Origin of the sequence: Levilactobacillus tongjiangensis (genome assembly GCF_003946345.1) — a bacterium.
Lineage (GTDB): Bacteria > Bacillota > Bacilli > Lactobacillales > Lactobacillaceae > Levilactobacillus > Levilactobacillus tongjiangensis.
Window position 1 is genome coordinate 1 of sequence record NZ_RHNY01000012.1, and the last position, 19894, is coordinate 19894.

Annotated in this window: 19 protein-coding genes; 1 reads left to right on the plus strand and 18 read right to left on the minus strand. The window is 46.8% G+C overall.

Annotated elements, in window-relative coordinates:
• Positions 1 to 95 precede the first annotated feature (95 nt).
• From clpX to rpsO, 6 genes are all read right to left on the minus strand, one after another.
• Positions 96 to 1349 carry an ATP-dependent Clp protease ATP-binding subunit ClpX gene (gene clpX / locus EKM75_RS08175; protein WP_125693786.1) on the minus strand — a complete coding sequence of 418 codons (1254 nt, stop codon included), beginning with the start codon at positions 1347 to 1349 and terminating at the stop codon, positions 96 to 98.
• 215 nt (positions 1350 to 1564) lie between these two features.
• On the minus strand, positions 1565 to 2875 hold the full coding sequence (tig, locus tag EKM75_RS08180) for a trigger factor (protein ID WP_125693649.1): 1311 nt from the start codon (positions 2873 to 2875) through the stop codon (positions 1565 to 1567).
• Between the two features lie 270 nt (positions 2876 to 3145).
• The gene (gene tuf / locus EKM75_RS08185) at positions 3146 to 4336 is read right to left on the minus strand and encodes an elongation factor Tu (RefSeq protein WP_125684919.1); all 1191 of its coding nucleotides are present in this window, start codon (positions 4334 to 4336) and stop codon (positions 3146 to 3148) included.
• A 159-nt stretch (positions 4337 to 4495) separates the two neighbouring features.
• The gene (locus EKM75_RS08190) at positions 4496 to 5458 is read right to left on the minus strand and encodes a hypothetical protein (RefSeq protein WP_125693651.1); all 963 of its coding nucleotides are present in this window, start codon (positions 5456 to 5458) and stop codon (positions 4496 to 4498) included.
• Positions 5459 to 5527: 69 nt separating this feature from the next.
• A complete protein-coding gene (locus EKM75_RS08195) occupies positions 5528 to 7393 on the minus strand; it encodes a ribonuclease J (RefSeq protein WP_125693653.1) in 1866 nt (621 codons plus the stop codon).
• Between the two features lie 221 nt (positions 7394 to 7614).
• On the minus strand, positions 7615 to 7884 hold the full coding sequence (rpsO, locus tag EKM75_RS08200) for a 30S ribosomal protein S15 (protein ID WP_125577216.1): 270 nt from the start codon (positions 7882 to 7884) through the stop codon (positions 7615 to 7617).
• A 278-nt stretch (positions 7885 to 8162) separates the two neighbouring features.
• On the opposite strand from rpsO, the gene rpsT reads away from it, so the two are divergent.
• Positions 8163 to 8417, plus strand: a complete 255-nt coding sequence (gene rpsT / locus EKM75_RS08205; protein WP_125693655.1) for a 30S ribosomal protein S20 — start codon at positions 8163 to 8165, stop codon at positions 8415 to 8417.
• Positions 8418 to 8499: 82 nt separating this feature from the next.
• On the opposite strand, the gene holA is transcribed toward rpsT, so the two are convergent.
• From holA to EKM75_RS08265, 12 genes are all read right to left on the minus strand, one after another.
• On the minus strand, positions 8500 to 9531 hold the full coding sequence (holA, locus tag EKM75_RS08210) for a DNA polymerase III subunit delta (RefSeq protein ID WP_125693657.1): 1032 nt from the start codon (positions 9529 to 9531) through the stop codon (positions 8500 to 8502).
• Entirely contained in the window at positions 9528 to 11789 is a 2262-nt protein-coding gene (locus EKM75_RS08215) for a DNA internalization-related competence protein ComEC/Rec2 (RefSeq protein WP_125693659.1), read from the minus strand. Before EKM75_RS08215 ends, holA begins: the two co-directional genes overlap by 4 nt.
• The gene (locus EKM75_RS08220; RefSeq protein ID WP_164508771.1) at positions 11789 to 12274 is read right to left on the minus strand and encodes a ComE operon protein 2; all 486 of its coding nucleotides are present in this window, start codon (positions 12272 to 12274) and stop codon (positions 11789 to 11791) included. Before EKM75_RS08220 ends, EKM75_RS08215 begins: the two co-directional genes overlap by 1 nt.
• Before the next feature lie 41 nt (positions 12275 to 12315).
• Positions 12316 to 13026, minus strand: a complete 711-nt coding sequence (locus tag EKM75_RS08225) for a helix-hairpin-helix domain-containing protein (RefSeq protein ID WP_225426685.1) — start codon at positions 13024 to 13026, stop codon at positions 12316 to 12318.
• Between the two features lie 92 nt (positions 13027 to 13118).
• Positions 13119 to 14165 carry a SepM family pheromone-processing serine protease gene (locus EKM75_RS08230; RefSeq protein ID WP_125693663.1) on the minus strand — a complete coding sequence of 349 codons (1047 nt, stop codon included), beginning with the start codon at positions 14163 to 14165 and terminating at the stop codon, positions 13119 to 13121.
• A complete protein-coding gene (gene coaD / locus EKM75_RS08235) occupies positions 14166 to 14651 on the minus strand; it encodes a pantetheine-phosphate adenylyltransferase (protein ID WP_125693665.1) in 486 nt (161 codons plus the stop codon). It lies immediately after the preceding gene.
• Positions 14648 to 15211: a 16S rRNA (guanine(966)-N(2))-methyltransferase RsmD gene (gene rsmD / locus EKM75_RS08240; RefSeq protein ID WP_125693667.1), complete on the minus strand. Its 564-nt coding sequence runs from the start codon at positions 15209 to 15211 to the stop codon at positions 14648 to 14650. The genes coaD and rsmD overlap by 4 nt, the downstream gene beginning before the upstream one ends.
• Positions 15208 to 15501: a YlbG family protein gene (locus tag EKM75_RS08245; RefSeq protein WP_125693669.1), complete on the minus strand. Its 294-nt coding sequence runs from the start codon at positions 15499 to 15501 to the stop codon at positions 15208 to 15210. The genes rsmD and EKM75_RS08245 overlap by 4 nt, the downstream gene beginning before the upstream one ends.
• Positions 15502 to 15518: 17 nt before the next feature.
• The gene (locus EKM75_RS08250) at positions 15519 to 16673 is read right to left on the minus strand and encodes an FtsW/RodA/SpoVE family cell cycle protein (RefSeq protein ID WP_125693671.1); all 1155 of its coding nucleotides are present in this window, start codon (positions 16671 to 16673) and stop codon (positions 15519 to 15521) included.
• 145 nt (positions 16674 to 16818) lie between these two features.
• On the minus strand, positions 16819 to 18669 hold the full coding sequence (typA, locus tag EKM75_RS08255; RefSeq protein ID WP_125682553.1) for a translational GTPase TypA: 1851 nt from the start codon (positions 18667 to 18669) through the stop codon (positions 16819 to 16821).
• Between the two features lie 137 nt (positions 18670 to 18806).
• A complete protein-coding gene (locus EKM75_RS08260) occupies positions 18807 to 19598 on the minus strand; it encodes an inositol monophosphatase family protein (RefSeq protein ID WP_125693673.1) in 792 nt (263 codons plus the stop codon).
• Positions 19598 to 19891 carry a UPF0223 family protein gene (locus EKM75_RS08265; RefSeq protein WP_125693675.1) on the minus strand — a complete coding sequence of 98 codons (294 nt, stop codon included), beginning with the start codon at positions 19889 to 19891 and terminating at the stop codon, positions 19598 to 19600. The genes EKM75_RS08260 and EKM75_RS08265 overlap by 1 nt, the downstream gene beginning before the upstream one ends.
• Positions 19892 to 19894: the final 3 nt, after the last annotated feature.

Below are 19894 nucleotides of genomic sequence, written 5' to 3' on the forward strand. Positions count from 1 at the left end.
TTGGCATACGAAAATCCCTCCGTCATTGTCAGATGAATTATATTATTTCATCTGACAACCACAGAGGGATCATAACATTCAGATAATTCTGTTAATTAAGACGCCTTTTGATCCTTCAAAACCAATTCAGGTTCCGCATGATCAGTGACCGTTGCCGCCGTAATGACGACCTTAGCCACGTCGTTACGACTTGGCAAGTCAAACATGATGTCACGCATCACATCTTCAATGATAGAGCGTAACCCACGAGCTCCAGTGTTCCGGGCAATCGCTAACTTCGCCATTTCACGCAAGGCTGCAGGTTGGAACTCTAATTGAACGTTGTCCAATGATAAGAGCTTCTCATATTGCTTGACCAATGCGTTCTTGGGTTCCGTTAAGATCCGAACCAAATCGTTTTCATCCAGCTTCTCTAAGGCTGTTAGGATTGGTAACCGCCCAATGAATTCAGGAATTAACCCAAATTGTAAGAGATCTTCTGGAATGACATGTTGCATCAAGCTATCACCTGACGCCAACACATTTTGTTCCTTGGAATCCGCACCGAAACCAATCGTTTGATCACCCAAACGACGCTTAACGATGCCGTCGATACCATCGAACGCTCCCCCAACAATGAAGAGGATGTTCGTGGTGTCGATTTGAATGAATTCCTGTTGTGGATGTTTCCGACCACCCTGAGGTGGCACGTTAGCAATCGTCCCTTCAAGAATCTTCAACAGTGCTTGTTGAACACCTTCACCGGAAACGTCTCGCGTAATCGAAACATTCTCAGCCTTTTTGGCAATCTTATCGATTTCATCGATGTAGATGATTCCCTTTTCAGCACGGTCCACGTCGTAGTCAGCGTTCTGCAGTAACTTCAACAGAATGTTTTCCACGTCTTCACCCACGTAACCAGCTTCGGTCAAAGTCGTCGCATCCGCAATTGCAAATGGCACGTTCAAGATCTTAGCCAGGCTTTGTGCCAGGTAGGTCTTCCCTGAACCAGTTGGTCCGATAACAGCAATGTTACTCTTCTGTAATTCAGGACCTTCGTTGTCAGCTTGAGCCATTTCGTTAACTCGCTTGTAGTGGTTATAAACCGCTACGGACAACGTCCGCTTAGCCTCGTCTTGGCCAATAACGTACTGATCTAGCGTGTTTACGATGTCAGCAGGCGTTGGCACTTCCAACGTTTCTGGTGCAGCATCTTGGCTGACTTCTTCGTCAATGATTTCTTTACAGAGGTCGATACATTCGTTACAGATGTAAACACCTGGGCCAGCAACGATCTTCTGAACTTGGTCTTGTGTTTTACCACAGAATGAGCAGGTTACTGTGCCATTCGTATCGGTGTTTTCAAACAATAAACTCACCCTTTCTCTCCAGGCTTAGAACTAATTAGTCAACGGTTCTTGGTCAGTAAGCCTGTCGAACTAACCAGATTCCCTATTCAATCGTGTACTATACCACAGTTAACGGCATGTGAAAATTAATTCGCCTCGCGGCTAGGAAAACTGATTAAAAGATAGAAAAACCGGGACAACATCGCCTGTCATCCCGGTCAAAACACTGTTAACGATTATTCGTCGTCTTCAGCATCCTTCTTCTTGTCTTGCTTAGCAGAGTCAGCAATCAAGTCAACTGCACTCTTGATAGCAATGTCATGCTTCAACATATCGTCAGACAAAGCACTCCGTACGGCACTTTCTTCCATACCATATTGGCTAGCCAAGTCCTTAACTTCAGCCTTAACTTCGTCTTCGCTAGGTTCGATCTTTTCGGCTTCAACAACGGCTTCAAGAACCAAGTTGGTCTTAACCCGCTTTTCAGCACCATCGGCGAATTGCTTACGCAAGTCGTCTTCGGTCGTCCCAGTCAATTGGAAGTACATCTTAGGTTCGATACCTTGTTGTTGCATGTTAGCCAGGTATTGGTCCATTTGACGGTTGATGTCTTCAGTCATCATAGCTTCTGGCACTTCGGCAATTTCAGAGTTGTCAACAGCAGTACTGATGGCTTCGTCTTCGATTGCTTCATGAGCAGCCGTCGTCTTTTGTTCCTTCAAACGATCCTTCGTCTTGGCTTGTAATTCTTCTAAGCTGTCAACATCTTCGTCAACGTCCTTAGCGAATTCATCATCCAATTCTGGTAATTGCTTTTCCTTAACTTCGTGAATGGTAACCTTGAAAGTGGCTTCCTTGTCACGTAAGTCTTCGGCTTGGTAATCCTTAGGGAAGGTTACCTTAACGTCCACGTTTTCGCCAGCCTTGTGACCAACTAATTGATCTTCAAAGCCAGGAATGAAGGAGTTAGAACCTAATTCCAAGGAGTAGTTATCAGCCTTACCACCGTCGAATTGCTTGCCATCAACGTAACCGTCAAAGTCGATAACAACAGTATCGCCCTTAGCAGCGGCTTCGTCTTCCTTCAAGACTAATTCAGCTTGTTGTTGACGTTGCTTTTCTAATTCAGCGTCAATGTCCTTTTGGTAAACACGGGTGTTTTGCTTAGTTACGCTAAGACCCTTGTATTCGCCCAACTTAACGTCTGGCTTAACCGTAACAACGGCCTTCAAGACCCAAGCCTTACCTTTGTCCATGGATTCAACATCCACTTGTGGTTGGTCAACTGGTTCGATACCAGCTTCTTTAATGGCAGCATCGTAAGCTTCTGGCAAGACGATGTTTAAAGCGTCTTGGTATAAAGCTTCTTCACCATACATTTGGTTGAAGATTTGACGTGGAACCCGGCCCTTACGGAAACCTGGAACCGCTAAATTCTTTTTAGTACGTTGGAACGCTTTGTCTAAGCCTTCCTTAATCTTATCAGGAGCAATTTCAAAGGTCAGTTCGCCTTTAGTAGCTTCCTTTTTTTCCCACTTTGCAGCCATTATTTTCCCTCCGAAATGAAAGATATTACTATTTACAATTCTAGCAATTGCATACTATATTAGTGTACCTTACGCCACCGAAATTGTAAAATGATTTTTGCCGAAACACCGTGAATGACGCGGATTCTTTGCGATTTTTCGATGAATAAACCGATTTTAAAAGGTCAACCAGCTTTCACCATCGTCACACGAAATCTAGCCACAATAAAAGGGACCGAAAAGTTAAACTTTTCGACCCCTCTTACAGATACTTCTAATTAATCAGATTAATTAGTCGTCAATTTCCGTAACGGTACCGGCACCAACGGTGTGGCCACCTTCACGAACAGTGAACTTAGTACCCTTTTCAATGGCAGCTGGTTGGATCAGTTCAACAGTGAACGTCACGTTATCACCAGGCATAACCATTTCAACGCCATCAGGCAATTCAATTACACCAGTGATATCAGTGGTGTGGAAGTAGAATTGTGGACGGTAGTTGGAGAAGAATGGCGTATGACGGCCACCTTCTTCTTTGCTCAAGATGTAGACTTCACCCTTGAACTGCTTGTGCGTTTGGATCGAGCCTGGCTTAGCCAAAACTTGTCCACGTACAACTTGTTCACGGTTAACCCCACGGAGCAAGGCACCAACGTTATCCCCGGCTTCACCAAGGTCCAACGTCTTACGGAACATTTCAAGACCAGTAACAGTCGTCTTCAATACGTCGTCATGTAAACCAACGATTTCAACTTCGTCACCAACCTTGACCATCCCACGGTCGATACGACCAGAAGCAACAGTCCCACGACCAGTGATCGTGAAGACGTCTTCAACTGGCATCAAGAAAGGCTTGTCGTTTTCACGTTCTGGAGTTGGGATGTAATCATCAACAACATCCATCAAGTGAAGGATAACCTTTTCTTGTTCTTCGTCGCCTTCAAGAGCCTTCAAAGCAGAACCGCGGATAACTGGAATATCGTCACCAGGGTAATCGTATTCTGAAAGCAATTCACGAACTTCCATTTCAACTAAGTCGACAAGTTCGTCGTCATCAACAAGGTCAGTCTTGTTTAAGAAGACGATGATGTATTCAACACCAACTTGGCGAGCAAGCAAAATGTGTTCACGAGTTTGTGGCATAGGACCATCAGTAGCGGCAACAACCAAGATAGCACCGTCCATTTGGGCAGCACCAGTGATCATGTTCTTGATGTAGTCAGCATGTCCTGGGGCATCGATATGCGCATAGTGACGCTTTTCAGTTTCGTATTCAACGTGAGCAGTGTTGATCGTGATACCACGTTCACGTTCTTCTGGAGCTGCATCGATATCAGCGTAATCTTCGGCCTTTGCTAAACCTTTGCTAGCAAGTACCTTAGTGATTGCAGCAGTTAACGTCGTTTTCCCATGGTCAATATGGCCAATAGTACCAATATTTACATGGGGTTTAGTTCTTTCATAATGTTCTTTTTCAGCCATTAATGAAACCCTCCTGTATTTTATCGCTAAGGGCAATTAAATTAATCACCCTTTGCGTAAAATTATACTACTTCTTTTCAGAAAGGGAAAGCTGGAACCCTCCCAAAAAAGAATCCTTGACCAGTATATATGCTGAAGAATTATTTGTAAACTAAAAATTCACTCATTTTTCGGTTTTTCGGTATTTTCGCCACTTAAAGGTCCAAAAAGTTCAGCCAAATACCGGTTTAGGCGCTGTTGCCAAGTCAGGACATCTTTTAATTTTTCAGAATCCGCTTCGGATGGCGTGATTCCCCCCACTGCCTGAACCCATAAAACGGGTTGCGTTATAACTTTATCAATAAACGGATAGAGCATCATTAACTGTAACGTAACCGTCTGTTGCAGATTGACCGCCAGCATCGGATCATTTTGACCTAGCTCTAGCTGCAAATAACTCTGAATGGCTCGTGCTGCTTGACTGGCTCCCACAGGCTTAAGATCTTTGGTGGCAACAGTATAGGTTTGGTCATCCAACCAGTGCAACTGCACCGACGTATCCGCCTTTAACCGTAAAAGTTCTTCCAACAGTGTCGCACGAATCAAAGGGTGTAAGAACGGGTCGACCAAAAGATATTGAACGCCTTTCATAAAAGTGACCAGTGGCAACTGTTTGGCACGCTCCAGCCGCTGGCGCTGCTCAGAAAATGAAACATCCCCCAAATGATAAAATTGCTTGGCAATCGTTTTTTGGGTCGCGGCCAGTGATTGTTCGGCTTCCTCTTCTCCCTGTCGAATCTTCTCAAGACCTGCCTCACGCCAGTTACGAGCATCCGGCAACTCACAGAATTCGCGGGCAAAAATAAACTGTTGATTCTGTAACGCCACGTCTAACCGCAAAGTAAACAAAGTTTCATCGGTCAAATAAATTTGGTCCTGTTCGGCCGCAATTTGTTCAGCTGCCAGATATTGTTGGTCATAGAAGAGACTCATCACCAAATAGCAGTTCAATTCAGGCGTCTGCTGGTCCTGATACAACGTTTGAAACGCCGAACTAGCTGCGGACCATTGCTGCTCCTCAAACGCCTTACGGGCCGCCTCAAAGGCTTTCTCGCGAGCGGCGGGACTCGAAAAATCTGCCACAATTATTTCCCCCTTATTCTTTGCTGACATAAAACGGACCGAATGCCTCACTGGCTTCGGTCCGTCATCTTAATCTTTTTCGCTGGTCATACCTTCAGGCTTGCTTGCACGCCGCCGTTTACGGTTACGATGAGCCTTATGATTTGGTTTAGCAGCAGCTGCCGCTGGCTTGCTAGCCTTGGCATTTTGCGCCTTAGCCGGTGCCTTCTTGGCACTAGGCTTAGATTGTGGCTGTTCACCCGGCTTGTCCTTGCCAGTGCTCCGCCGATGATGCTGGTTAACTTCCATAATCACTGGTAAGATAACTGGCCGCCGGTGCGTTTGCTCGAACAGGTAATGACTCAAGTGTTCTCTGACATCCTGCTTCAAGTGCCCCCAATCAAACTCTTTGTTGTCCAAATTATTTTGAACAGCCTTGCGAATGATTTGCGCACTTTCCTGCATCAAGTCTTTGTTAGCCTTAACGTAGACGAACCCACGAGAGGTAATCTTAGGGTCAGCAACGATTTGTTTCTTTTTGCGATCAATAGTCACGACCGCAATAAAGATACCGTCGTCTGCTAAGACTTTCCGGTCACGAAGAACAATGTTTCCAATGTCCCCGACACCGATACCATCAATCATGGTATCGCCGACTTCGATTCCTTCACCAAGGCCCATCTCGCCCTTGTCATAGGTCAAGACATCACCCTTGGCCAAAATAAAGACGTGGTCGGCAGGCATACCGAGTTCCATCGCCGCATTCGCATGGGCGTTCAATAACCGGTATTCACCTTGAATAGGTACCAAATACTTAGGTTTTAACAGATTCAACATCAATTGTAAGTCACGGATGTACGCATGACCTGAAGAATTGAGTTCATCCGAAATAGCTTTAACTTCACCACCCGCCCGGTAGATCATGTCGCGGGTCTGAGCAACCGTCGTATCCATGGCGTGTGAAGGCGTCGTGGTAATGTAAACCAGGTCGCCTTCCTGGATGTTCAAATCTTTTTCTTGCTTATTAGCCATACGTTGGATGGCCTTAATTGGTTCACCCATCTTACCAGTCTGGAGAATAACTGTTTCAGCAGGACTCAAACTCTCCAATTGTTCTGGAGTAACCAGCAGATCGTCGTCAAAGTCCAACTTGCCCAGTTCCATAGCAGTATTCACGATTTTTTCAAGATCCTGGCCAGTCAGGCAAACTTTACGCCCTGTCTCTTTAGCTGCATCAAAGACCTGTTGAATTCGCAGAATATTTGAGGCAACACAGGCAACGATGACCCGCCCTTCCTGGTAGTGAAAGGTTTCTTCAATGGATTCCGCAATAGTCTGTTCAGAGGCGTTCATGGCCGGGTTTTCTGCATTAGCAGAATCACTCAATACGGCCAAGACGCCATTTTGGCCGATTGACCCTAACCGTGCGTAGTCCGTTTGGTACCCAGGCTTAGCGGTTTGGTCGAATTTGAAATCACCAGTATAAATGATCTGACCTTCGTCAGTCTTTAAATCGATTCCCAGTGATTCAGGAATTGAGTGGGTCGTCGAGAAGAAGGAAACTGTGACGTCACCGAAATCAATTTCTGTCTTTTCATCGATTACGTGGAAATCATCGTAATCCTTCACTTTTGGTTCAGCGCTAACCCCAATTTTAGCTAGGGCAATCGTCATTTCAGAACCAAATACGGGTACGTTGAACTCACTCAAGAAGTAAGGCAACGCCCCAATAGCATCCGCATGCCCGTGGGTCAAGAAGACCGCCACGATGCGATCCTTATTTTCACGCAAGTAAGCCCAGTCAGGAATGACCACGTCAATCCCTAATAATTCGTTTTCCGGGTACTTTAACCCACAATCTAAAATGTAAATGCCACCATTAACGTCAACGGCATACATGTTCTTACCGTTTTCGCGAACACCGCCAAACGGAATAATCTTTATTTTTGCACTCATAAGTTCACCTCAAGTATCTTTGATAGATTCAATTCAATCCCTGGCAAATCAATCGCCAGTGTTTTCTTATGGGCAACTTCAGCCCAAAATTCGTCCGTGATTAAACTTCCTCCAGTTTACCATACTTTGATGGCATACAGAACTAAGATGGCTAATCTGTTTTAAAGGCAAAAAGAAAAGCCCATCTCCCAGCGGGAAATGGACCCATAAGTCGCGTAGAATTAACGACGCAGACCTAAGCTCTTGATTAATTCACGGTAACGTTGAACATCAGTCTTCCGTAAGTAAGCCAAAAGGTTACGACGGTGACCGATCTTCTTCATCAACCCACGTTGTGAGTGGAAGTCCTTACGGTGTTGTTGCATATGAACGTTGATTTCGTTGATATCAGCGGTCAAAACGGCAACTTGGACCTCAGTAGAACCCGTGTCACCTTCGTGACGGGCGTATTGCTTGATGATTTCGTTTTTCTTTGCTTGACTAATAGCCATGGTAAATATACCACCTTTCAAATAATTGCCCCAAACTGAGTAAGTCGACGGTGGCCGCCCGACAAACTAAGTTAGAGGTTTGTGCTTTTGCACAGTTATCAATCATACTGAACTTGCCTTGAAATAGCAAGCCTTTTCCTCTAAGTAGCTATCAAGTAAAATTACTTTACATTTATCGAGCCTAGCTATTGCATTCAGTCGGTGCCTTCTGTATAATAACTTACGTTGAAATTAAGATTTCCGGTACAAAGGATTTCTCATTCGGAGGTGAAATTTTCATGCCAATTATCAAATCAGCAATCGAACGTGCCAAGACGAACGTGAAGGCAAACGAACGTAATTCTGCTCAATTGAGCACTATGCGGACTGCCGTTAAGCGTTTTGAAGCAGCTAAGACGGCTGGCGCCGACAACGCAGAAGAATTATACCGTGTTGCTAGTGCTGCAGTTGACAAGGCCGCTTCAAAGGGCTTGATCAAGCGTAACAAGGCTTCCCGTGACAAGTCACGGATGGCTGCACGTTTAGCTAAGTAATCAATTAATCAACATGATTAGATGATGCAATCAGGGGGTCGACCAATTGGTCGACCCCCTTTTTTGTCTACTTTTAAGATTTCTACGCTGGTACCTGAGCTGCAAACTGTGTCATGAAGAGTGAAAATAGCATCTCTGGTTCCATGGCCGTCGACTTCATCTGCTGTTCAACCCGAAATAACCCCAGATAAGCACGGTTCAAGTCAGTCAACTTAAATTTACGATGTGATTGCAAGGCTAGCTTAATTCTGTATGGATGAACTTTTAAGATGCTAGCAAGTTTTCCTTGACTATACCCCTGTTTGGCCAGAATTTTAGTTTGAATCAACAGTCGAAATTGTCCTTGCAGAATGGCATTGATTCGCAACGGCTCTTCCTTAGCCAACAGCAATTCACGATAAAGCGTCACCGCCCCTGCCGTATCCTTAGCCAAGACACGATTGACCAAATCAAAAACATTTTGAGTCAATGTCTGGCGAACCAGACCAGTCACAGCACTTAGCTGCACTTCCTTCGCCGGTAACGTGAAAAGTTCCAGCTTAGGTAGCTCACTCATCATCAGGGTTAAATCAGCATCCGTTCGTTGAATCAACTCATTTAACGCGTCGGGGGCCATGGTATACCCATCATGTTTCAATTGATCACCAATAAATTGTCGGACATCGCGTTCAGAAAAATTGCCGATTTCAATCGTCGTGGCCGTTTTTTTCAGTTGCTTGACGACCTTCTTTCGACCATCCAATTTTTCATAGGGCGCAAAGAAAACGAGCACTGTGCTTGGCATTGGTGACCCCAAGTACGTTTGAAGACTGTCAATATCGTGATCGACCTTCTGTTTCTTAGTTTCCCCCGTCAGAAATTGCGGGTTGTCAATGCAAACCACGCGTCGCTCACCAAAGAATGGTGCCGCCATCGCATCATCCAACGCAACGGCCAGTGGAACCGTATCCATGTCATAACTGGCAAAATTCATTGTTTGTTCTTCAGCGGGCACACTATTTTTAAACCCAGCTTTTAACCTGCGCTGCAGATAATCTGCCTCGCCCAGAATCAAATAGACGTTTGCTAATTGGCCGCCTTTACTCAATGTTTTTAAGAGTTCGTTAATCGTCACGTCTCTTGGTCCCCTTTTAGTTTAGTTTGCCAAAAACCATGTGTTCCGTGATAGGAGTAGCGGATCATCCCACTTGTCTGAGTACTTACCGCTGGTATTTTTAAATCGGTGAGGGTTGCGAGGGTCTCCTGATTAGGATGGCCATAACGATTTTGCCGTCCCGCCGAAATAATCGCCCACTGTGGTTTTGTTTGCGCCAAAAAAGCTGGCGCACTTGCCGTTTTGCTACCGTGATGTCCTAATTTTAACACGTCCGTCCGTAGCTGCGGGACCGCGTCCAATATTTTTTGTTCGCCAGAACGATCCAGGTCCCCCATGAACAGAAAATTATGACCACCAAAATTTCCTTGCAATGCCAAGGAGTTGGCATTCTCAGCTGGAGCTGCCTCAAATGGATGCAACACTTTGAGCGGCATGACCGTCCCCACCTTAATGGGCTGGACAGGTACGTGGCTACCTCGGAGCAGATACTGCCAGCTCGGTTCCCGCTCCATCCCCGCCGGTACCAGAATTCGACCGACCCGCATGTCCCGCAAAAATGCCGGTAAATCGCCAATATGATCCGCATCGTGGTGGGTTAAGTAGAGATCATCAATACGCGTAATTCCACGGCTACGTAAGTAAGCTAAACTGGTCCGGGTAGCTGCGTATGTTGGGGGTAATCGTGGAACCCAGTCCGGCTCACGAAACCCCAAATGACCACCAGTATCGATCAGAGAAACCCGCTGATTATATGGCTCACGAATCAATATACTGTCTCCTTGACCCACGTCAAAGTAGGTAACTTCCCCAAAAAATGGTACGTGAATCATTCCGTACGCAATTCCATAGCTGGCTAGGAGCCCCAAAATCCACCGGCGTCGTTGAACCACCGGACGGGTAAATAGCCACCAAGTAAGCGCCACCCACACCCACGTTAACCACCAGACCGGCTGACCAAAAGTCACGTTACCTGGAAGTCCTCCAAACCACCCTAAAAGCCTGTCTAAACTACCCAAAACAGCTGCGGCCCACTGGCTGACTAGCGGCAAATAGTGACCGGTCAGCGTACCGACAACGGTGAGTGGCAAAATAACCGTGGGAAACAGCGGAACAATTACCCAATTCGCCACCAACGTCAAAAGGTGCCACTGAAAAACACCGCTTAGTAGACTAGACAGACTGAGCAGCGTTAAGCCCACTTGGCGCCAATGTTCACGTTCATTCGCTAACAAAATCAAGGCTAAGGATAGACCGTAGCTTAGTTGACCACCTAACTCAAATAGTAAACCCGGATTTAGCACCAAACCACCTATAAGTGCACTCGCCCAGGCATCTAAAGTCCCGATTGGCCGGCCAATTCTTTTCCCAAAAAGTTGTAGTCCTCGCATCAAGCAAGCCCGGAGAACACCACTACCGCCACCCGCTAAAATAAAGTAGCCAGGTAATCCCAATAATAACAGCCACTCCCAGTGCTCCCGAGCCAACCGTAAGTGTACCAATAGCCAGGTTAGCACACTCAAGAGCAAAGCAACGTGCATCCCCGAAATTGCAAAAAGATGTAGCAATCCCAACTGACGCATCCCCTGTAACTCTACAGCTGTCTCGGCCCGCTTCTGACCCGGAAATAGTCCCAAAGCATAGACACTCAAAGCGCCTGGTAGCCCCTCACAGTAGTGAATGAGCCTTGCCCGCCAACTATGCCACCAATCACCAAACCAGCCGTATAGCGTACTTTGAGTCGGCTGTTGAGTAGTTAACTCCGTGACGGCAATCGTTTTAACGATTCCTCGTCGTCGCCAGTACTTGGCGGCATCAAACTGCCCGAAATTGGTTGCTGGTAAAATCCCCTGCTGTTGTCCTTGGATCATCCACAGCTGAGGGGCTGATACCTGTTTTAAGGCCGCCAATTCACCAGCCGTTTTCACCCGACCACGAACTAATACTGGCTCGCCGGTCGTCTCCACCCTAGCAACCAGGTAGTAGGCCGCGCCACGTAATGAAATGGCATCTGGCTGGACCCGTAACCGCACGCTGACAGGTGAGGCATGCAAATAACTAAGTTCTCGCTGCTTAAGCTGCTGCTCCCGTAACGCCAAGTATCCAGCCATGAGAACCAGCACACCAACCATTACAACCAGGACACGCCATGAACGTAGTGTGACGACCCGCGCCACTGCAATCACCAGCAACAAACAGCCACCCCAGAAATGGCCGCCAACTATCACAGTATAGGCTGCCACGACCAAGCTGATAAGAAACCAATGGCCGGATGCCACTAATCGTGTTTCGGTTGATCAAAGGATAAATGGGTCAACATTTCAGGCTCGACCGTCACTTGATTTAACGTGACACCCTTTAAGGCAATCAGCTTTTGCGCGTACGGGTCGTTATGATAGTTACGCATGTAAGTAATTTTACGAATTCCTGCTTGCAGTAACATCTTAGTACATTGCAAACAAGGGAAGTCAGTCACATAGATTTCAGCCCCATCAGTTGCTTCCCCAAATTTAGCACACTGCAATACTGCATTCATTTCGGCATGAATCGTGCGTACACAGTGTCCATCGACCAGGTAACAACCAGCATCTAAACAGTGGTCATCCCCCGAAACGGAGCCATTGTACCCTGCCGCAATGATTCGCTTGTCTCGGACAATCGTCGCCCCCACGGACAACCGATTACAGGTACTCCGCGTAGAAATCACTAGCGCTTGCAACATAAAATACTGATCCCAAGGAATTCGTTCACGTTTCACAATCATTACCCCATTTTCAAATTTTATTTTTAAGTATACCACGGTGCTTAAACAGTGAGTTGATCCTGCAAGTTGGCAACCGTCTTGTCGCCAAACCCCGGAACCTGGCTCAAATCCTTGACTGTCTTAAAGGAGCCATGTTCAGAGCGATAATCCACAATCTTTTGAGCCTTCTTCTCCCCAATTCCCGTTAACTGCTGAAGCTCCGTCACAGTCGCTGTATTCAAGTTAATCACCGCAGCCGGCCCGCTACTGCCTTGCTTAGCTGCTGTACTGCCACTAGCCGCATTCACCGCTGAACTGGTAGCCTGTGCTGCCGGAGCTTTCTCACCACGCAATGGAATATAAAGCTGTTGTTGATCCGTTAACTTAGTTGCTAAATTGACTTGCTGTCGATCAGCGCGGGCGGCCAATCCGCCGGCAGCCTTAATGGCATCTGCCACCCGCATCTCCGCTGAGAATTGATAAAGGCCAGGATGGTTAACACCGCCCTGAACGTCAACAAACACCCGCGTGTCATGGCTGCTAGCAGAACTGGCCTCACCACTCACATGCGCTGTACTCTCCCGAACAACGCCGGATTCACGCTGACTGCCTTGTGCTGCCGGCGGTACTGCAGCTGGTAGTGGGGCTGGCGTCGCAGGTTGGCGCAACAACCAGCCACCCACGATTCCCATAACGATCAATGCGACGACACCACCGATAAGCCACTTATCCCGTTGTGAACGATCCCACCACCAGGCCTTGATATTTTCCAAACTAATGACCCCCTTTCCCACTAACTCCGTATTTAAGTCGCGATTTTTTCCGCAAAATAAAAAAGCTTGAAAAAATCCAAGCTTTTCGTCATTTAATGGGTTTTCAAGTAATGCACCGCGTCATTAAAGTTTTTAACTGGGACAACTTTCATGTTGGGAGCATACTTCTTAGCTGTTGATTTAGCCAACTGGTAGTTCGTTTGGTGATGTTCTTCATACTTTAGCAGCAACTTGCTAGGCTTGACGTATGGGGCAAAGAAAACCGTAGCACCGGCGCGTTTCGCAGCAATGATTTTCTTATCAATACCACCAATTTCGCCGACATTGCCATCACCGTCCACTGTCCCCGTTCCGGCAATCTTCTTGCCGCGACGAAGATTTCGACCTGTTACCTGCGTGTAGACCTGTAAACTAAACATCAGTCCACCAGATGGACCACCAATATTACCAGCATCGATTGAAACCTTGGGCTTAGCGGTCACCTTCACGTTGTCCGTCAAAGTGATGCCAATCCCAGCTTTCTTCGTTGGTAGGCGCATAAGCTTAGCTGTTGCTTGTTTCGTCTTCCCTTTATGTTTAAAGGTAATTGTTGCTTTTTGTCCGACTTTTTGCTTTTGAATATACTTCTGATAGCCAACCATCGAATCGAAGTGGCGACCATTGACTTTGGTAACCGTATCACCGACCTTCAACGTTTTCGCAAATGGTGAGGTCTTATCTACGCTCACCACATAAATGCCGAGATACGTCCGTTTAACGGTCTTATTAGCTGCCTTATACGCCGTATAGATTGCTTCATTAATGGCATCCTGCATGTAGAAGTCTTGTACTCGGTCGTACGTCGCCGTGCTGACGCCACCCGTGGCTTCATCAATACTCTCGATGGTGTCATAGGCGTGTAGACTGGCATACAGGTACGTTGCCGGCGTCGCTTGTGACTGCATGACCGACGTGATCATAAATTTTCCATTATGAGTATCAGCATGGCCTGGCATTTTGACAAATGACTTCAAGTCGTCTGCCTCGCCTGGCCCCTCGATATACTTAGGGAGTGGCAGGAAAAAGAATGCCAGCACAGCAATTCCAATCGTAACCAGCAAAACTAATTGGCGCCATTGACGTCGCGTCCAATATCGCATCTATTGATCACCCGCCAATCGCTGAGCTAATGCCTGTGCAACCGCTGTCGGGACTAAATTCGTCAAGTCACCGCCAAACCGCGCCACTTCTTTTAGCAAACTGGAAGAAACGAATTGATACTGTGGGTCCGTCATGAGACAAACCGTGTCCAAATCTGGTGCTAGGGCTCGGTTCATCCCAGCAATTCCCTGTTCAAATTCAAAATCCGCACTATTTCTAAGACCCCGCACAAGGACAGTGGCGTGAACAGACCGCAAAAAATCGACAGTCAAACCACTCTCTACCCGTACAGAAACGTTAGGTAGATCCGCTGTACTGGCCTCAATAAAAGCTACCCGCTCAGCGGCCGTAAATAACCCCCGTTTGGCGGTATTTTGGCCAACGCCTACGATTAACTGGTCAAACATGCGGCTAGCCCGGGCAATTAAATCCAAATGACCATTGGTCAACGGGTCAAAGCTCCCTGGAAAAACGGCAATTGTCATGCAACTTCACTCCCCACAGCATAAATCGTCAGCTCGGTAATACCATAATCACGCCGCTCAATCAAATCAAATCCCGCAATTTCATCGGGTAACTGTGCATTCTGATCGGTCTCACAAACGACTCGGGCCGTGGCTGTCAGTAGGTTCAACTCTCGCAAAACGCCCATCTGATCAACAATTTTCTGCTGCGCATATGGTGGATCAAAGAAAACTAAATCAAATTGATCCCCCCGGTCGCTCAATTCCTTAACGGCTTTATTGGCATCGCGCTTAATAATTTCAAACCGATCGGGTGCCTTTGTCACTGCTACGTTATCCTTAATGGTCTTAATCGCCGCATATTGCCGATCAATCAGAACCGCCTGCTCGATTCCTCGAGAAACGGCTTCAATACTCAGTCCGCCAGAACCCGCGAACAAGTCCAGACTACGGCCACCATCAAAGTATGGGCCAATAATGTTAAACAACGCTTCTTTGACCTTGTCAGTAGTTGGACGGGTTGCCATTCCGGGAACAGCCTTTAACCGTCGACCACCAAAGTCACCTGCGACAATTCTCATTCCTCATCATCCTTCGTTTCATCTTCGGAATTTTCGGCGACCTCTTCGGCAACACCGTTAAAACTTTCGGTAATTTCTGGTCGTGAAGAGGCCACCACGCGCTTGACGAACCGAAGTTTGTTCAGTTGGTCCGTCAGACTTGTCACGTCCTTTTGGTCAACGTACAACACCACGTAGCGCATCTTCTTGGAGACGTACATAACGGTGCCATACCGTTTTAACTGCCGGGTCTGCTTCAGACTGTACGTGTAAACAATCAAGCTCTGCCGCGGTTGAATTTCAAATGCCATGTTCTGACCCCCTCTGCTTAATGTGTCGCCCGAAACCGTTTCTGCCGGGCGCTAATATTCATAACCGTTCCCATCACTAACGCTAAGGTCCAGGTGCTGGACCCCCCGTAACTGATGAATGGAAAAGTCACCCCGGTAATCGGCAGCATCCCCAGCACACCACCCAAGTTAAAGATCGATTGAATGGTCAAATAGGTCGCCACCCCATAGCAAATCAGGGATTGGTACGTGGAATTACTGCGAATCCCAACTAACAGGGTTCGCAAAATCAAGATAAACAGTAGGGTCACGACAGCCAGTGCCGTAATGAGTCCCAACTCTTCCGTTAAAATCGCCATAATAAAGTCAGTATTGGGTTCTGGTAAGTACCCCGTTTTCTGAATACTATTTCCCCAACCAACGCCAAAGATTCCGCCGTTGCTCAGCGCATAATATGAGTTGACTAATTGCTGACCAACCCCCTGCGAATGGGCAAACGGGTGAACAAAGGCAACAATTCGTTGTAATTGGTAAACGTTCTTAGCAAAACCCATTTCTGAAATTTTGGTTAATAGTGGAAAAACGACCAAAACAACGCCCAATAGCGCCGCCCCAAAAATTGACACGGACTTTTTGGTACTGATACCACTCGCCAACACCATCACAAAGATAATTGTGGCGTTGATAGTTGCCCCACCTAAGTCGGGTTGGACCAGAATTAGGCCCACGATCCCCGCACAAATAGCTAGTGGCCAACGCATGGTCACCCACCACCCATACAGTTCAATGTCATCCTGTCGCTGTGCAATGACGTTAGCCAGCCAAATAATCACGTAAAACTTTACGAATTCAGCGGGTTGAATGCTGATGGGCCCCACGTGGAACCATCCAGCCGCCCCATTAATGGTTTGCCCCATTACTAGCAAGAGTAATAGTGACGCCAAAGCAACGTAACCAGCATACCGCAAAATATTCTTATCACGTAGTTTATTAATGTTCAACATAATCATGAAGCTCACAATAATCAAACCCATGATCACGTAAATTGCTTGCTTGACCAGATAACTCCCGGGACTTCCCCCGTTTTGCGAACCGATGTCCGCACTCGCTGAGTACACCATAACGATACCTAAGACACTCAAAATGAGGTAAGGCACCACTAGCCAATAATCTAAATATTTTAACTTCTGCATACGATTCATTCGCTCCAAGTCCACCGTCCAACGACGGCAATCGAATGTTTACATTATAGCATAGCTGTTCGGGGTTCTGTCGACAAAAAAACCGGCAAGACGCGTGGTTTGCCCACTCACCTTGCCGGTAAAGATTCATTTAAATTTACTTTTTAGCCTTAGACGCAGTCCGGCGCTTCTTAGCAGCCTTTTCACGTTCACCAGTGTTCAAGATTTGCTTACGCAAACGAACGTGTTCTGGGGTGATTTCACAGTATTCATCTTCGTTGATGAATTCCAGTGATTCTTCCAGAGACATCTTCAATGGTGATTTAACCTTGGCAATATCTTCAGAACCGGCAGCCCGGACGTTGGTTTGGTTACGGCCACGCGTGATGTTGACAGAGATGTCATTGTCACGGCTGTTTTGACCAACAATCATACCTTCGTAGACTTCAGTACCGGCATCGGTAAAGATAAGACCACGGTCTTGCACGGCCATGATAGCGTACGTCGTAACCTTACCAGAGTTGATTGAAACCAAAGTCCCGTTGTGACGACCAGGGTTCCAGTTTTTGATAACTGGCAAGTACTTAGCAAACGTATGGTTCATGATCCCGTATCCACGAGTTAATGACAAGAATTCAGTGGAGTAACCGATCAACCCACGTGAAGGTGCCAAGAAAGTCAAACGCGTTTGACCGTTCCCAACAGCTTCCATGTTCTTCATTTCACCCTTACGTTGAGAAAGCGTGTCAATGATTGAACCGGTGTATTCATCTGGCGTATCGATTTGAACGGATTCAAATGGTTCGCAACGAACGTTGTCCACGTTTCTGTAGATAACTTCTGGACGAGAAGCTTGCAATTCGTAGCCTTCACGGCGCATCGTTTCGATCAAGATGGACAAGTGAAGTTCACCACGACCAGAAACGACCCAGGCACCAGGATTGTCGGTGTCGTCAACCCGCAAGGAAACGTCGGTATGCAATTCACGCTTCAGACGTTCTTCGATTTGACGAGATGTCACAAACTTACCTTCACGACCAGCAAATGGTGAGTCGTTGGTCCGGAAAGTCATTTGCAGCGTTGGTTCATCGATCCGTAAGATTGGTAGTGGTTCCAACGTGTCAGGGGCCACAACAGTTTCCCCAACGTTGATTTCATCCATACCAGATACGGCAATCAAGTCACCAGCTTGGGCTTCATTGATTTCCAAACGCTTCAAACCAAAGAAACCAAATAACTTGGTAACCCGGAAGTTTTGCTTAGTACCATCAAGCTTCATAACAGTAACACTGTCGCCGACTTTAACCTTCCCACGGAAGATCCGGCCAATCCCAATACGACCAACGAAGTCGTTGTAGTCCAACATAGCAACTTGGAACTGTAAAGGTTCGTCAGTGTTGTCAATTGGTGCTGGGATGTGCTTGATGATAGTGTCAAAGACAGGCTTCATCGTGTGTTCTTGTGCTGAGATTTCTGGTTCATAACTAGAAGTCCCATTCATAGCAGATGCGTAGACCACTGGGAAGTCCAGTTGGTCTTCGTCAGCACCCAATTCGATGAAGAGGTCTAAGACTTCGTCAACAACTTCGGATGGACGGGCACCTTCACGGTCAACTTTGTTGATGACCACGATAGGTGTTAAGTGTTGATCCAAGGCCTTCTTCAAAACGAAACGGGTCTGTGGCATCGTACCTTCATAGGCATCGACAACCAGCAAAACGCCGTCGACCATGCGCATGATCCGTTCAACTTCACCACCAAAATCGGCATGTCCTGGGGTATCCAAGATATTGATTTGCTTGTCGCCGTAACGAACAGCGGTGTTCTTGGACAGGATCGTGATGCCCCGTTCCTTTTCGATTGCGTTAGTATCCATGGCACGGTCGTCAATGGCCGTGTGTTCGTCTAACGTATCGGATTGTTTAAGCATTTCGTTAACCAGGGTCGTCTTCCCGTGGTCAACGTGGGCAATGATGGCAATGTTACGGATATCATCTCTGAATTTCAAGTGTATTTCTTCCTTTCATGCTTGTTGAATTAGATGGATCACGGCATGCTTACATCTGTAAGTACGCTTTATTGTAGCGTCAATAACCGGTAAAGTCCATCCGTACTGACCGGTCGCATAAAAAAACTGTGACAGTGTCACAGTGAGACGTCATCTTCTTCAATTTGGAGAATATCACGTTGCGCTTTTTCCGTCGCTACTAGTACAAGGTTAGATGATAGCATATTGAGTGGTTTCCCGTCAATAGCAGACACCCGGACGCCCAACGTGTTCAGTAAAATTTGTCCGGCAGCAATATCCCATGGCTTGAGGTGAGAAATGTACCCCAGTGTTTTACCACGCATGATATTAATCATTTCAATACCGGCACTCCCGTAGACCCGCATCCCCGCGCTAACGTGGATGATCTTGTGCATTTGCGCCACGTCGTGAATCACTAAGGGACCACTGGCACCAATCAGCCCGTCAGCTAAAGCCAAGTTTGCTGGAGCACTGAGCCGCTCATCATTGGCCCAAACGCCCCCGAGCTGCGGCCCACCATAATAAAGGACATCGTTCATCACGTCGTCAATGTACCCAAGCTGTCCCTCACCATCCTGATAGATACCAATCATAATAGCAAAATTATCTCGTTGCTTGACGAAATTCATGGTGCCATCGATGGGATCGACAATCCACACGCGACCATCCAAGCTCTTCAAGTCATCGCCGAAGCCCTCCTCACCCAAAATGTGAGCCGTGGGATCGATTCGTCGAATACCAGCAATTAAAAATTGTTCATTGCTTTTATCAACGTTAGTGACCAAATCTTTGCGATTAGTCTTTTCATTCACTGTCAGTGGATCTGACATTTTCTCTAAAACGTTAGCCCGTGCTTCCTTAATTAAGGCTGTCACCTCATCGTTCAGCCGTTGCCAATCCTGACTCATTATTTCGCCGTCCCCTCCATCTTGATTTGTCCGCTCGTTTGTCGAGCCAACTTCATTGTTCGGTAGATACTGTAGCCTGACGCTGTTTCAAATGCCTTATCCAGCTGTTTTTCTTCAAACTTCTGTGGGACAACCTGCTGAAAGGCCCGGTAAGCCGTCAATAAATCAGCACTCGCCACGCCCTGACTCTGTTCATAAGCATCCTCTACCCGTTGATAAAGTGTGGTAACGGCCACAATGTCGGTCGTTGACCAATCCGGCTGTAAGGGATATTCATAATTATTTGCTTCCATATT

What these genes read in the sequence shown, in the direction of transcription:
- tig (WP_125693649.1), bottom strand. Translation starts at nt 2,875, where the DNA reads ATGGCTGCAAAGTGGGAAAAAAAGGAAGCTACTAAAGGCGAACTGACC.
- tuf (WP_125684919.1), bottom strand. Translation starts at nt 4,336, where the DNA reads ATGGCTGAAAAAGAACATTATGAAAGAACTAAACCCCATGTAAATATT.
- EKM75_RS08195 (WP_125693653.1), bottom strand. Translation starts at nt 7,393, where the DNA reads ATGAGTGCAAAAATAAAGATTATTCCGTTTGGCGGTGTTCGCGAAAAC.
- rpsO (WP_125577216.1), bottom strand. Translation starts at nt 7,884, where the DNA reads ATGGCTATTAGTCAAGCAAAGAAAAACGAAATCATCAAGCAATACGCC.
- rpsT (WP_125693655.1), top strand. Translation starts at nt 8,163, where the DNA reads ATGCCAATTATCAAATCAGCAATCGAACGTGCCAAGACGAACGTGAAG.
- EKM75_RS08220 (WP_164508771.1), bottom strand. Translation starts at nt 12,274, where the DNA reads ATGATTGTGAAACGTGAACGAATTCCTTGGGATCAGTATTTTATGTTG.
- EKM75_RS08230 (WP_125693663.1), bottom strand. Translation starts at nt 14,165, where the DNA reads ATGCGATATTGGACGCGACGTCAATGGCGCCAATTAGTTTTGCTGGTT.
- coaD (WP_125693665.1), bottom strand. Translation starts at nt 14,651, where the DNA reads ATGACAATTGCCGTTTTTCCAGGGAGCTTTGACCCGTTGACCAATGGT.
- rsmD (WP_125693667.1), bottom strand. Translation starts at nt 15,211, where the DNA reads ATGAGAATTGTCGCAGGTGACTTTGGTGGTCGACGGTTAAAGGCTGTT.
- EKM75_RS08245 (WP_125693669.1), bottom strand. Translation starts at nt 15,501, where the DNA reads ATGGCATTTGAAATTCAACCGCGGCAGAGCTTGATTGTTTACACGTAC.
- EKM75_RS08250 (WP_125693671.1), bottom strand. Translation starts at nt 16,673, where the DNA reads ATGCAGAAGTTAAAATATTTAGATTATTGGCTAGTGGTGCCTTACCTC.
- EKM75_RS08260 (WP_125693673.1), bottom strand. Translation starts at nt 19,598, where the DNA reads ATGAGTCAGGATTGGCAACGGCTGAACGATGAGGTGACAGCCTTAATT.
- EKM75_RS08265 (WP_125693675.1), bottom strand. Translation starts at nt 19,891, where the DNA reads ATGGAAGCAAATAATTATGAATATCCCTTACAGCCGGATTGGTCAACG.